Raw genomic sequence first — 13,165 nt, 5'->3', positions numbered from 1 at the left:
GCAAATTTACCAAGCTTGGAAAGCCAACGGGCGGGCTCTTAACCCTGTGGGGCCAACAGTTGCTGAATCAACCGCCGGTACACCAGGTTCTCCGTCATGCCGTTGTGGCCTACGCCGGGCAGGGTGATAAATTGATCCTGCGGTTTCAGCAGATCCTTCAGTTTCAGGGTTGTGCGATAGTCAATAATCTCATCTTGGTCGCCGTGGAAGATGACGATGGGCGCTTTCACCTGCGGCAAAACTTTGTCGGTGGCCAGGGGGTAGCGCACCACCAGCCCCGGCACCCACGGATAGTGCTGCCGGGCCGTGGCGCGCATGCTGGCGTAGGGTGCCTGCAACACCAGGAGCTTGGGCTGATGATGCGCCGCCAGCCAGGCCGCCACGCCCGTGCCCAAAGAGTAGCCCAGCAGCACCACGCGCTCCTCGGGGTACTCCTTCAGCAGTTGCTGGTACGCGGTATCGGCATCAGCCAGAAGCTGTTGCTGGCTGCTGATGCGGCCCTCGCTTTTGCCGTAACCCCGGTAGTCGAGCAAGAATACATCGTAGCCGAGGCGGGTGTAGGTGGTGGCCACATCACCCCAGCTATCCAGCGCCCCGCCGTTGCCGTGCAGGTAAAAGATGAGCCCCTGAGACGAATCAGCGGGGAAGAGTAGCCCGTGCAGCTTAGTACCATCGGCGGTTGTAATCCAGCGCTCCTCAAACCGACCAGGGAAGCGGAACCGATAATCCTTGGCTAGCTTGTTCGGGAAGAACAACAGCCGCTCCTGCTGAAAATACAGCAGCAGGCAAATGGCTACGTACAGGACGGCTCCTAGGCCAAGTATCCAAAAGAGAGCTTTCATCGCGCTCCAAGGATACGAGGTTTAGGGCGGATTGGTGGGGTTTAATAGTTGGGTCGCTCTGCGTGCTGACGCGAGAACGATGTAGAGACGCCACACTTGGCGTCTCGTCGTTGAATGACTGGCCTAGAACAACTAGAACATCAAACTAAACAACATCAGCACGCGCCGAGACGCCAAGTGTGGCGTCTCTACATCGTTCTCACGACAGGGCTAGGGCTTGCGCTCCAGCACTTCGTCGATGAGGCCGTACTCTTTGGCTTCATCGGCGCGCAGCCAGTAGTCTCGGTCAGAGTCGTCGTGAATTTGCTGCGTGGTTTTACCGGTGCGCTCGGCGTAAATGCCATAGAGCTCCTGGCGGAGCTTCACGACCTCACGCGCCGTAATTTCAATATCAGCCGACGGACCTTGTACCCCGCCGCTAGGCTGGTGAATCATAACGCGCGCATGGGGCAGGGCCGAGCGTTTGCCCAATGCCCCACCACACAACAGGAACGCCCCCATGCTTGCGGCTAGGCCAGTACAAATGGTAGCCACGTCGGGGTTTACGTACTGCATGGTGTCGTACATGCCCAGCCCCGCGTACACCGACCCGCCCGGCGAGTTGATGTAGAGCAAAATATCCTTACGGTTATCTACCGATTCTAGGAAGAGCAATTGGGCATTGATGATGTTGGCAATGTTATCATCGACAGCCTGCCCCAGGAAGATGATGCGGTCCATGATCAGGCGCGAAAACACATCAATCTCTGCGAAGCGCGTAGGCCTCTCCTCAATCACGGAGCGAGTCATGCCCATGACCTGGGGCCAGGCGGTGCCTTGCATTTGGTGGAGGTAGCGGTCAACAGTGAGGCCGTTTAGGCCACGGTCGTGCACCGCAAACTTTCGAAATTCGGGAGTCATTAACATAGCAGGAAGGGTGAGGTGGAAGGGCATAGAGAGGCCTAGGTACCCCCAGCAGGAGTACCGAAACCGATGCTTCAAGAAGGTGAAGGGTTAGCGGCGAGCGGACCGTGTAGGCCACCGCAGGGCCTGGTGCAGGCGAGCTACGGCATGGCGCAGCCAAGTGCGCCGGGGGCGGTAAAGCTGAGTATGAATCTCCTCTAGCTCTTGCCGGAGCTGCTGGCGACCTGCCAGGAGAATGCCGTGGTAGAGGTGTTGCTGCAGCTCCGCATCGGCGGCCAGCACAGGATCTTGCTGGAGCTGGACTTGCCACTGGATGGTTTCAGTGGGGGTGGGGTGGCCTAGCAGATGATGCTCCAGCCGCTGCAGATGTTCGAGTTCCGGACGCATGGCCTAGTGAGCAGAGGTGAAAGCAACGGCTTGGCGCACGGCTTTCCGCAGCCGTTCCAGGCACTTAAACTTCTGCACCGTGGCCGAGCGGACAGTACCATAACTATTCTCTGCCGCAATCTGCTCCAGAGGCTGCTGGAAGTAGTAGAACGAGAGCAGAATACGTTGGCACTTTTCGCCGAGCTTAGATATGTATTCTAGCACCGCCAGAGCCGGCGCAGGCTCGGCCGCAGGGGCCTCAGCAGAATCAGGAAATTGCTCATGCGCCTCGTTCAGATCTGAGAGGGGCAGTCGGTTGCGGCGGCTGAGTTCCTGCTGCCACAGGTGGCGACACACGCCTACGAGGTAGGTGCTGGGTGAACAGGTGAGTACTAGGCTGCCACCTACCGTCTTCTCGTAAAATACTACTAGCGCATCCTGGAAAACATCCTTGGCATCCTGGGTGGTGCCACCGCGCTCCAGCACGTGGCGGCGGACCATCGGAAACGTCCGTTGGTAGAGACGGGTGAGGGTGCTGGTGCGGTTGGCGCGCAGCTCTTCCCGCAGGGAAGCGGCGGCCGGCGGGGCGGGCTGAAGTAAGACGGATGCAGTCATAGGAGGTACCATTCTGCGTATTAATCAGCTTTTCTCCCAACTATCACCCTACCCCAAAAGAAAAAATCAGGCAAGGCTAGCCGCCAATCGTGCTCATCGACTCAAAGCTGAGCTGATGCAGGGGGCGTTGCTGCTCCGCCTCAAAGCCATTGGCGGCGCGGTTGCGGAAGGCTGAGGTAAGAGCCATGGCTACCTCTGCATCAGAAGAGCCACCACGGAGCAGTGCTCGGATATCAAGCACGCCTTGGTCGTAGAGGCAGGTTTTGAGGCCGCCTTCCGCCGTGAGACGGATACGGTTGCAGGTGCCGCAGAAGGTGCGCGAGTAGGCCGCAATAATGCCCACGCGGCCTTGGTGGCCAGCAATAGTGTAGTGCGAAGCCGTGTCGCCGGGGCGGGAAACCACGGGTAGCAACGTACCGAGGTTGAGCTCCAAGTGTTCCCGAATACGCACGTGGTTCCAGGGCAGGGTGGCGGCGTGGCTGCCCCCGTTGAAGGGCATTTCCTCGATAAAGCGCACATCCACGGGCAGGTCGCGGGTTAGCTCCGCCAAGGGCAAAATGTCCTGGGTGTTCTGGCCATCCATCACCACCGCGTTGATCTTCACCCGAATGCCCGCCGCCAGCAAGGCGTAGAAGGTCTCCATTACCCGCGGCAGCTCGTCGCGGCGCGTGATGCTAGCAAATCGGGCCCGGTCCATGGTATCGAGGCTCAGGTTTACGGCCTTCACGCCCATTCGGGCCAGCTCCGGCACGTGAGGCGCGGTGAGCACGCCGTTGGTGGTCATGGTCAGCTCCTCAATGCCCGGGATTTCGGCCAAGCGGCTCATGAACGGCACCAAGTCGCGGCGCACAAATGGCTCTCCGCCGGTCAGGCGTACTTTACGCACGCCCAAGCCCGCCATAATGGCTACCAGGCGCTCCATCTCCTCATAGGTAAGCAGCTCGTGCTTGGGCATGTACTTGATGCCTTCTTCGGGCATGCAGTAGAAGCAGCGCAGGTTGCAGCGGTCCGTAACGGCCAGGCGCAGGTATTCCAGCGGGCGGCCATGATTATCAAACAAAACGGACGGTACAGGAGCAGACATAAGGTGCGGATTACGCAGAGGAGGCGCGGATACCCCGAAGCAAACGATTATTCGTGGTTAATCGTCGCACTAAAAACGGGAATCTGCGTACTTGGGCCTGTACGCAGATTCAGGGCCGGAAGATGTTCTAAAGCTGCGGGGCGTGCTTGGTAACAACCAACCCGGCGCGGTAGTTTACACTTCACGCCTGTTGCTAGCTACTATCTGGTACATCGGCGTTAAAACAGCGTAACTCTAGAGTTTATGAACTTAAAAATTGCTTTGTTCGGCATCGCCCGAGAAATCGTAGGCCAGTCGACGCTGGAAGTGGCGGCGCCCGAAGGCCAATCGGTGCAGGAGTTGCTGGCGCGTTTGCAGCAGGAGTATCCGGCCCTGAACCGCCTTTCCAGCCTGGCCGTGGCCGTCAACAACGAATACGCCTCCGACGATGCTCCCCTCCACGAGCGTGACGAAATTGCCCTCATCCCGCCCGTAAGCGGCGGCTAGATTGGCAATGAGCAACCAACAATGAGCCATGAGCAGTAGGCAAGACCACCGGCATCATGGCGCATTAGTACTTGCTCTTTGTTCACTGCTACGTATTCATTCCTACTTGCTCCCTGCCTTTTGATTACCATCGACCTAATCGATCAGCCCATTGACGTAAATGCCGCTCTGCAAACCGTGGAGGATGACGGAGCTGGCGCTATCAACACGTTTATCGGCACTGTGCGCAATAAAAGTACCGGCCGTCCTGTGATACGCCTGGAGTATGAGGCCTACGACAGTATGGCCCTGCACCAGCTGCGTAAAGTAGCCGAGCAGGCCCAGCAGCAGTGGCCTATGTTGCGGAAAGTAACCGTCATCCACCGCAAAGGCACCCTAAATATCGGCGACGTAGCCGTTATCGTGGCCGTGTCTACGCCCCACCGCGCCGAGAGCTTCGCCGCCTGCCAGTACATCATCGATACCCTGAAGCAGGTGGTAACCATCTGGAAGAAGGAGTTTTACGAGGATGGCGACGTATGGGTAGCCGCCCACCCTTAACATTATAAGAACGAAGCTCCCCTCCTCAGATGAGGAGGGGTTAGGGGTAGTTGACCCATCGTTGTTTATCTGTTCACGCAGAACGTCATGTCGAGCTTGTCGAGACATCTTGCGTGCTAATGTTGATAAACTGACTGTCATGCTGAGCGCAGCCGAAGCATCTCTACCGCTTCGTTGAATCACTTCTAGGCCTGTTGAATAGCCAGAGGTAGAGATGCTTCGGCTGCGCTCAGCATGACGTTCTTATTGGTTCGTTCTAGGCTACATCAACCACCCCAACTCTTTCTCATCTGAGCAGGGGAGTACCGTTCCTATTTCCTAATGGTTTACCCTAAATCCCGCTTAGCTTCCTCAAACTCCTCGGGGGTGTTCACGTTGCGTAGCTCCTGAGGAGCCGGCGTGGCGAGTAGCTCAATGTCGGAGTTGATGAGGGACTTGCGGGGGCAAGAGTAGCCGAGGCTGAGGAAACGCAGGAGCGTGCCGTAGCTGCGCGGCTCCCAGATGGTAATGAGAGGCTCGGGCCACTCATTTTCAGGGCTCTGAAAGGCGGTGGCCATGCGGGCCGGCTGGCGGTTTGCTACCAGGTGGCCTAGCGTGGTTTCGGAGAGGAAGGGCAGGTCGCAGGCCACTACCAGCCAGGCCGCGTTGGGGTCGAGGCGGAAGGCGGAGAGTAGTCCACTCAGGGGGCCTAGGTCGGAGAAGGTGTCGGGCAGGGGGCGGAGGCCGGCGAATTCCAGTTCCACTACCTGGTCGGGCCGGCAGGAAACGTGGACGTCCTGGCAGAATCCGGCCAGTAGCTCAGCGGCGCGGGCGCGCTGCTCTTGCCCGGCGTGGTAGGTAAGCTTGCCCTTATCCTGGCCCATGCGTTGGCTGCGGCCCCCAGCCAGCACCAGGCCGCGCAGAGGAGGAACTGCCACTTGCCATTCCTGCAGAATCAGGTCTGCAATGGCTTGCGTATCGTGCAGTGGCAGAATGGGTACTTGGGCGGCGCCCAGGTGGGCACGCAAGTAGGCTGGTACTTCCGTTACACCTTCGGGCAGGAGCAGGGCACGCACGTTGGTGAGGCGGTCCAGTTTCTTCTCCACGGGCTTGGCGGGGTCCAGGATTACAAGCTGCTGCTGAGCCCGGAAGTGGTTGCCGTTCACCAGCACCAGGCTCTGGTGCTGCAGCCACTCCTGCTGACTGAACTTGTCAAACCCGCGCTTCATATCCAGCCGCGCAAAAGTGATTTTGTCCGTTAGCTCCGCCGCGGCGCCGGCCTGCAGAATGGCATCCTGGCCGCCACTACCACCCTGGGCTGCGTCGTCGCCGGCGGCATGGTCGGCGTCCACGTACGTAACGCGCAGCGTAGAGGAGAGCAGGGGCAGCAGGCGGGCCGCCAGGTCCTTTATCTTACCACAAGGAGCTCCCAGAATAGCTAGCTCCTGGCGGCCAAACTCCCCTAGGTTAGGGCGAGCAAGCTGGGTGTGCTTGGTGCGCGGGGCAGTTCCGGCAGCAGCCTGGTTATCCGACATGGTGAAAATCTTGCTTGCCGCCGGTTTTTTCCAGCAGGCGCGTTTCCTGAATAACAATGTTGTGCGACAAGGCTTTGCACATGTCGTAGATGGTAAGAGCGGCTATTGAGGCACCGGTTAGCGCTTCCATTTCCACGCCGGTTTTGCCCGTGACGGTAGCGGTGCATTCAATCACCACCGCATCAGGGCCATCTAGGTCAATGCGCACCTGGCAGTCGTCGAGGCCAAGGGGGTGGCACAGCGGAATTAGCTCCGAGGTGCGCTTGGCGCCCATAATGCCGGCCAGGATAGCCGTTTGGAACACGGGGCCTTTGCGGGTGGGCAGGTCGCCTTCGCGCACCAAGGCCACAATCTCAGCACCGAGGATGACGCGGCTGCGGGCGCGGGCCACGCGGCGCGTAGGAACTTTGGCGCCCACGTCTACCATGGCTGGCTGGCCGGCGGCGTTGAGGTGGGTCAGTTTAGGAGAGTCAGACATAATAGCCGTAGAGACGCAACTTTGCGTCTAGTCGTTGCGAACGTTGAACAAACCGGCTAGGCCAGTACTTTGCTTTCGCAAACGCGAAGATTGTCATTCCGGTCGGAAGCGAGGAAGCAGAGAGTGGCCTAGCAGCTGCCTCAGATTGCTTGCTCCCGCTCGAGATGATACAACGCAACATTGCCTGGCTGCGTCTCTATACCGTCCTTTCCCCTGCTATGCTCTCCGTCGAAGAAGCCACCCGCCTTGTTGCTGCAACCATCCGCCCGCTGCCGGCCGAGTACCTGTCGTTGCCCTTGGCTATTGGGCGAGTGTTGCGGGAGCCGCTGTACGCCGACCGCGACTTTCCGCCCTTCAACCGGGTAGCCATGGATGGTATTGCCCTGCGCTATGCTGCGCTGGCAGAAGGCCAAACCGAGTTCCTGATTGAGCACACCCAGTTTGCCGGTCAGCCCCCTAAGCCACTCCAGAACCCAAATGCTGCTGTAGAAATCATGACCGGTGCCTCCCTACCAGAAGGCACCGACACCGTCATCCGCTACGAAGACCTCATCATTCGCACCGATGAAGCCGGCCGTCGCCTCGCCCAGGTGCAGGTAGGTGCCCCCCGCGCCGGCCACAACGTGCACGCCCAAGCCGCCGACCGCCGCCAAGGCGACTTGCTGCTGCCCGCTGGCACAGTACTAGGCCCCGCCGAGCTGGCCGTAGGGGCTACCATGGGCGCGGCCACCGTGGCCGTTACGCGTCGGCCACGAGTAGCCGTGGTCAGCACCGGCGACGAGTTGGTGCCCATCACTCAGCAGCCTGAGCCCCACCAGATTCGGCGCTCCAATGGCCTGATGCTGCAAGCCGCCGCCCAACAAGCCGGCACCGAAACCGCGGGCTTCCACTTCAACGACGACCCCGAAGTCCTGCGCCTAGGCCTACCCGCCCTGCTAGCCGACTACGACGCCGTGTTGCTCAGTGGGGGCGTCTCGAAAGGCAAGGCTGATTTCCTGCCCGAAACGCTACGGGCGTTGGGAGTGCAGCAGCTATTCCATGAGGTGCAGCAGCGCCCCGGTAAGCCGTTCTGGTTTGGGCAGCAGCCCCGTGGAGCCGTGGTGTTTGCCCTGCCCGGCAACCCAGTTTCTACCTTTGTAAACTTCTACCGCTATGCTCGGCCCTGGCTGCTGGCCGTGCAGCAACCCGCCACAGCTGACACCATAGCATTAGGCGGTCCAGTGCCGGCGGTATTAGCCCAAGAGGTGCAATTCAAGCCCAAGCTCACGCACTTCCTGCTCGTGAGCCTGGAGCATGCCCCCGATGGCCGCCTACTGGCCTACCCGGAGCGGGCCGGCGGCTCCGGCGACCAAGCCAGCCTATTGCCTAGTCACGCTTTTCTGGAGTTGCCACCCGAGCAGGAACTGTTTCCGGCAGGTACCGTTCTGCCCGCCTGGCGGTTTCGGTGAAAGCGTCAGCAGAATAGTATCAGGTAGTATCAGAAATAAGTAATATTCGCAGCAGTATATGTCCTTGATCTTTTGGCTCCATACCTGCTGCCAGGCTTGACCAGCGCAAAGGGCCCGCTATAGAATCTTTTACGCGTTCCTTATCACCATGAAGAGAAACATTCTACTTCCTAGTGCAATACTGTTTGGTGTTGGTCTGGTGGCTCCTTTGGGGGCATATGCACAGGCTACCTTCAGCTTAGGGCCGCGCATAGGCGTGCAGCGCACCCACCAATCGGATGTGAGCCCAGCCTTTGAGATATTTGGTGAGCTTACAGGCGACCCTCATCGCTTCGGGGCCCAGGCTGGCCTGGCCGGTAACGTGCAGTTCAGCCACTGGGCCATTCAGCCGGCGGTGTTGTACTCGCAGAAGGGCTACACGTATGAGCAACGCGGCATGTATTATTATCCGTCGGGGAGCTACCACGTAAGCGCCAAGCGGGAACTCACGATAAACTACTTGGAAGTGCCAGTAAATCTGGTGGTATCTACGGGAGAGCAAGATGGGTTTCAGCTAATAGCTGGCCTATACGGCGCCCTGGCCTTGAACGGCCGCAACAAAGAAAGAGCGACCATCGACGAAGAACCTGCCGACCCCTTTGGTTTTGGCTCCTACGCCAAGAACTATCGGCGCGATGAGAAACTGACGTTTGGGTCGTACACTCGCTATGACCTGGGGCTGAACAGTGGCCTAGGCTATAAGCGCAACGCCCTGCAGCTACAGGCCCTATACGGGGTAGGGCTGCGCCGGACTAGCAATCGGCAGCAAAGCGACGGTACCTTCAACCGGAGCATTCAGGTGGCGATATCGTACTTCCTGCCCCTCAGCCGGTAAGCGGTAGCCGTTCTCAGCGCAAACGCGGAGGAATAGCCGCCCAGTGGCACCAGAACAGCCGAGTTGCTCTGGTGCCGCTGGGCGGCTATTACGCTCCTGCTACCGAGATGGGAGCCGTGGCCAACGAAACCTGAATCTGGCTGATAACCTCCCGGAGCTGCTGCGAGATGGTGCTTACCAGCGGCGCAATGGCCTCTAGCTGAAACTCCCCCTGCCATTGGTCGAGCTCTGTGACGACTGGGAGCAGGTGTTGCACGCGCAAGTGGGCTAAGCTGGGCTTTAGCGTATGGGCGGTGCTTTTCAGTTTAACTATATCGCCAGTCTCCAGGCCGTGAGCTAGCTCCTGTAAAGATTCTTCGCTGCTTTCCACGAAGGTTTCCAGCATGAACGTTACGAAGCTCAGGTCGCCCTGCCCAACTTTCAATAACTCATCAATTTGATAAAGGGCAGATGCTGGATCAGCACCAGAAGTAGTTGCAGCGGCAGTGGCCTCCACCTGCGGAACTACCCACTCGCTTACTACCCGCAGCAGCTCGGCTTCCTGAAAAGGCTTTGCTAAGTACCCATTCATGCCGGCGGCCAAGCACTTTTCCCGTTCGCCTTTGATGGCATTGGCCGTAAGGGCAATGATGGGCGTGGTGAGTTGCAACTGCTGCCGTAGCGCCTGGGTAGCCCCGTAGCCATCCAGTATGGGCATTTGAATGTCCATCAAAATCAGGTCGAAGGCTTGCTCCTGGGCTAGCGTTAGTGCCTCGGCACCGTGCACAGCTTCTGTCACCTGAACCTGCGCCTGCTGGAGAAAGGTCTTGGCAATCTGGCGGTTGAAGCGGTTGTCTTCTACTAGCAGCACGTGCTTGTGGCGCAGGTGCTGGCGCAATGGGCTGTCTTCGGGCAGCAGTGCTTGGGGCAGTAGATCTTGGGTCGTGCCTACGGGTAGGCGCAGGGTGAATTGCGTAACCGTGCCCTGGTACTTCTCGCTTTCAAGCTGTATGTCGCCGCCCATAAGCTTCACTAGGTTCCGGCAAATAGATAGGCCTAGGCCAGTTCCGCCAAACTTTCGCGTAACCGAAGCATCCTCCTGGCTGAATTCTTGGAAAATGCGAGCTAGAAACTCCGGCTCAATTCCGATGCCCGTATCGGTTACCCGAAACAGCACATCCACTGCTTCTGGGGAGTCTGTCTGTACCAGCTCGCACGATACCACTACTCCGCCTTTCTCCGTGAACTTAATGGCGTTGCCGGCCAAGTTTAAGAGCACTTGGGTAATGCGGTAAGGGTCGCCGAGGAGCACGGCCGGAAGCCCCGCCTCTACCTGCGTGTGCAAATACAGACCTTTTTCAGCGGCTTTGTAGTGCAAGGTTTGCTCTACTTGAGCCAGCAATTGACCAGGGGCAAAGCCGACCTGCTCCAGCACCATCTTGCCCGCTTCCAGCTTAGAGAGGTCGAGTATGTCGTTGATAATAACCAGCAGGTTATCGGCGGATGTGGTAATGGCTTGCTGGTAGCTGCTCTGCGTAGGCGTAAGCGAGGTTTTGGCCAGGAGCTGGCTCATGCCCAGAATGGCGTTCATGGGCGTCCGGATTTCGTGGCTCATGTTAGCCAGGAAAATCTCCCGCGCACGCACCGCCGACTCGGCCGCCAGCTTGGCGTGGCGCAACGCCCGCTCCGTATTTACCCGATCCGTCACGTCGAGGCCGTAGCCCAGAATCAGGTGTAGGGAGCCATCGGGGTGGAAGACGGGTTGCAGGCACCGGTATTGGTGCCGGTCGCCATCGGGCCGCAGAAACGTTTCTTCGTACGTTACCAGGCTTCGTTGCCGTACTACCTGCTCGAATTGCGCGTGCCGCTCATGGGCCATGGCTACCGGGCGCTTGGTGCGGGCGAAGTACTCGAAGTTGTCGCGCCCAATCACCCACTTTCGCATCTCCGGGTCCTTGATGCCGCTGGCATTCACGAACAAGTAGCGAAATTTGTCATCGAACACACCCACGTCGCAGGGCAGTTGGTCGAGCACAAACTCGTAGAACGTCCGTTGCTCGGCGAGCTGCTTCTCTACCTGCCGGCGCTCTGTAATGTCCTCACCCAGGCCTACCATCATGTGCAGCGAGCCATCGGTAGCAAATACCGGCAGAAAGTGCCGTAACATGCATTGCTGGCCTGCTGCTGTTTCTTGGGTTTCTTCCCACACCACTGCTGCGCGAGTTTGCACAGCCTGCTCAAAGCACTGCCGACGCTGCATTGCCAGCTTCTGGGGCCGTTGATACCGGGCGCAGTACTCGAAGTCATCGTGGCCAATTACCCAGGCGCGGGTAGCCGCATCCGTAATGCCGTTGGCGTTAACAAAGCGGTATCTATGCTCTGCGTCGAATACGGCCACTTCCACGGGTAGCTGCTGCAGAATGGTTTCGTAAAAATCTCGATGTACTCTGTAGTCGATACCAGTAGGTGCCACCGCTAGAGTACAAAAGGTTTGCGCGCCTTCACTGCCAGTGTTAGCAGGGCACTCTTGACCGCTGTGGCTAACTGCTAGCGGCAGGCTCGGCTCAGATGCTAGTACACTATCACCTAGTCTGGCTTCCTGCAATGCTGTAAGACGAGCTTCAGCGAGTTGCGTTTGTGCTTGGGCTGCGGCTAAAGCCTTTTGTAAATCTGCTATATGGTTTACGGCCCAGATGCGCCACTCTTGCTCATCAGTTGGTGGAGCAGCCAGATTATCAGTAAAACCAGGAGGCGTAATAGCAGTCATTTTGTCCCGAAGCGAGATAGCAGTTAAGCAGCAAATATAACTATGCGCTATCATAAATATACTTATTCAAAGATTGATTATCTACGAATAAGTATTATTATTTTAATAACAATTGGATTAGTATAATAGAAGATTAGGTCACTTTAAAGGCATGCATTCAGGTTTTTATGCATTGAGGAGCTAGATAGGCAATATTATGTTGACCGAGTTGCACTGATTGCTTCCCCTAATATGAACTAACATCATGCTAGTGTATGAGTGCATAGTAGAACTATTATTGGATGTCTTAAGTGTAACTCTTGTAGAACATTATAGCCTGATTAGTATAAGCACAGAGTGTCGCTATTGTACAGAATTGATTTTCTTATATATCAATTCTTACTCCACAAAGCTTGCCGTATTCCTGGGTGCTAGCCCTAGTGGTTTAGTAGGACCAACTAGAGCTACTTAATAAACAGCCCCACTCTGCTTATAGCGGAATGGGGCTGTTTTGTAGGCCTAGGGCGGTCTACTGACGGTTAATAGCCAGGGTTCTGAGGAAGATTCCAGCTTTGGGCGTCGTTCAGGGAAATGGGCAGCAGCGGGAAGGGGTTAACTGAGGTTTCTGTGGCGGCGTGCGACAGGGCACGGGCCCGAACATCGGGGGGCAGGATGTTCATGTAGCGGCCCGTACGTATCAGGTCCCACAGGCGCAACGACTCCTCCCCGAATTCTACCCGGCGCTCATGCCAAATGGCGTTCAGCAGGGCCTGGCCCGAGAGGCCAGGGGCTAGGTCGGGTAGGGTGCCGGGAGGAGTGTTGGCGGGGGCGTAGGTCAGGGTGCCAACCGTAGTGCCGGGCGGACGACTAGAGGTGCGGGCGCGTTGCCGCACCTGGTTTACCAAGGCTATGGCTTCGCTGTTTTTATTAAGCTGAGCGGCCGCCTCGGCTTTCATCAGTAGCACATCGGCGTAGCGCATTTTTGCGAATGTTTTGCGGGCCCGATTCCGGAGCATTGGGCCGTACAATAGCGGCCTTACGGTTCAGATAACCCGTCTCGTTCTCGGTGCGGTCGATAGTATTCCGAACCCCCAGCACCACGTCGCCGTCTTTGATAACGGTAGCTTCTAAGCGCGGGTCATTTGGCTCAAACTCATCTACCAGGTTTTGGGTGGGGTTGTTAAAGCCGTAGCCAAAGGTTTTGCGGTTGTTCTGGAAGATGTTGTTGGTAGTACCTACCGAGATAGGGCCGAACGTATCGTTAGACGACACAAACTGAATCTCGAAGAT

Annotated in this window: 14 protein-coding genes; 4 read left to right on the top strand and 10 right to left on the bottom strand. The window is 57.8% G+C overall.

Annotated features, from left to right (window positions below; genetic code table 11):
- Nucleotides 1–38: 38 nt before the first annotated feature.
- The 5 genes from EU557_RS10025 to moaA form a co-directional block, all read right to left on the bottom strand.
- Nucleotides 39–842 (bottom strand): alpha/beta hydrolase, encoded by an 804-nt coding sequence (locus EU557_RS10025; protein WP_135530238.1) that lies wholly within the window; start codon nucleotides 840–842, stop codon nucleotides 39–41.
- A 210-nt stretch (nucleotides 843–1,052) separates the two neighbouring features.
- Nucleotides 1,053–1,748 (bottom strand): ClpP family protease, encoded by a 696-nt coding sequence (locus tag EU557_RS10020; protein WP_135530237.1) that lies wholly within the window; start codon nucleotides 1,746–1,748, stop codon nucleotides 1,053–1,055.
- Between the two features lie 87 nt (nucleotides 1,749–1,835).
- Nucleotides 1,836–2,132 (bottom strand): hypothetical protein, encoded by a 297-nt coding sequence (locus tag EU557_RS10015; protein WP_135530236.1) that lies wholly within the window; start codon nucleotides 2,130–2,132, stop codon nucleotides 1,836–1,838.
- Nucleotides 2,133–2,135: 3 nt separating this feature from the next.
- Nucleotides 2,136–2,726 (bottom strand): RNA polymerase sigma factor, encoded by a 591-nt coding sequence (locus EU557_RS10010; RefSeq protein WP_135530235.1) that lies wholly within the window; start codon nucleotides 2,724–2,726, stop codon nucleotides 2,136–2,138.
- 76 nt (nucleotides 2,727–2,802) lie between these two features.
- Nucleotides 2,803–3,810: a GTP 3',8-cyclase MoaA gene (moaA, locus tag EU557_RS10005; RefSeq protein WP_135530234.1), complete on the bottom strand. Its 1,008-nt coding sequence runs from the start codon at nucleotides 3,808–3,810 to the stop codon at nucleotides 2,803–2,805.
- 243 nt (nucleotides 3,811–4,053) lie between these two features.
- Here moaA and moaD point away from each other — a divergent pair, with 243 nt between their 5' ends.
- Both moaD and EU557_RS09995 read left to right on the top strand, forming a co-directional pair.
- The gene (gene moaD, locus EU557_RS10000; protein WP_135530233.1) at nucleotides 4,054–4,296 is read left to right on the top strand and encodes a molybdopterin converting factor subunit 1; all 243 of its coding nucleotides are present in this window, start codon (nucleotides 4,054–4,056) and stop codon (nucleotides 4,294–4,296) included.
- Between the two features lie 120 nt (nucleotides 4,297–4,416).
- Nucleotides 4,417–4,836, top strand: coding sequence for a molybdenum cofactor biosynthesis protein MoaE (locus EU557_RS09995; RefSeq protein ID WP_135530232.1), 420 nt, complete (start codon nucleotides 4,417–4,419; stop codon nucleotides 4,834–4,836).
- 326 nt (nucleotides 4,837–5,162) lie between these two features.
- Here EU557_RS09995 and EU557_RS09990 read toward each other — a convergent pair whose 3' ends face one another.
- Both EU557_RS09990 and moaC read right to left on the bottom strand, forming a co-directional pair.
- Complete coding sequence (locus EU557_RS09990) at nucleotides 5,163–6,350, bottom strand: NTP transferase domain-containing protein (RefSeq protein ID WP_135530231.1); 1,188 nt, start codon at nucleotides 6,348–6,350, stop codon at nucleotides 5,163–5,165.
- A complete protein-coding gene (moaC, locus tag EU557_RS09985) occupies nucleotides 6,340–6,828 on the bottom strand; it encodes a cyclic pyranopterin monophosphate synthase MoaC (protein WP_135530230.1) in 489 nt (162 codons plus the stop codon). Before moaC ends, EU557_RS09990 begins: the two co-directional genes overlap by 11 nt.
- 218 nt (nucleotides 6,829–7,046) lie before the next feature.
- Between moaC and EU557_RS09980 the strand changes: the two genes are divergently transcribed.
- Complete coding sequence (locus EU557_RS09980; RefSeq protein ID WP_135530229.1) at nucleotides 7,047–8,276, top strand: molybdopterin molybdotransferase MoeA; 1,230 nt, start codon at nucleotides 7,047–7,049, stop codon at nucleotides 8,274–8,276.
- 148 nt (nucleotides 8,277–8,424) lie between these two features.
- A complete protein-coding gene (locus tag EU557_RS09975; RefSeq protein WP_135530228.1) occupies nucleotides 8,425–9,150 on the top strand; it encodes a porin family protein in 726 nt (241 codons plus the stop codon).
- A gap of 88 nt (nucleotides 9,151–9,238) precedes the next feature.
- On the opposite strand, the gene EU557_RS09970 is transcribed toward EU557_RS09975, so the two are convergent.
- The 3 genes from EU557_RS09970 to EU557_RS26190 form a co-directional block, all read right to left on the bottom strand.
- Nucleotides 9,239–11,602 carry a hybrid sensor histidine kinase/response regulator gene (locus tag EU557_RS09970; RefSeq protein WP_167855153.1) on the bottom strand — a complete coding sequence of 788 codons (2,364 nt, stop codon included), beginning with the start codon at nucleotides 11,600–11,602 and terminating at the stop codon, nucleotides 9,239–9,241.
- A gap of 812 nt (nucleotides 11,603–12,414) precedes the next feature.
- Nucleotides 12,415–12,855: a RagB/SusD family nutrient uptake outer membrane protein gene (locus EU557_RS26195; protein ID WP_167855152.1), complete on the bottom strand. Its 441-nt coding sequence runs from the start codon at nucleotides 12,853–12,855 to the stop codon at nucleotides 12,415–12,417.
- Nucleotides 12,803–13,147 carry a hypothetical protein gene (locus EU557_RS26190; RefSeq protein ID WP_167855151.1) on the bottom strand — a complete coding sequence of 115 codons (345 nt, stop codon included), beginning with the start codon at nucleotides 13,145–13,147 and terminating at the stop codon, nucleotides 12,803–12,805. The genes EU557_RS26195 and EU557_RS26190 overlap by 53 nt, the downstream gene beginning before the upstream one ends.
- Between the last annotated feature and the right edge of the window lie 18 nt (nucleotides 13,148–13,165).

The sequence above is a fragment of the Hymenobacter wooponensis genome (assembly GCF_004745865.1).
Classification (GTDB): Bacteria; Bacteroidota; Bacteroidia; order Cytophagales; family Hymenobacteraceae; genus Hymenobacter; species Hymenobacter wooponensis.
Note: the sequence above shows the minus strand (reverse complement) of the source record. Positions and strands in the feature narration are given on the sequence as shown.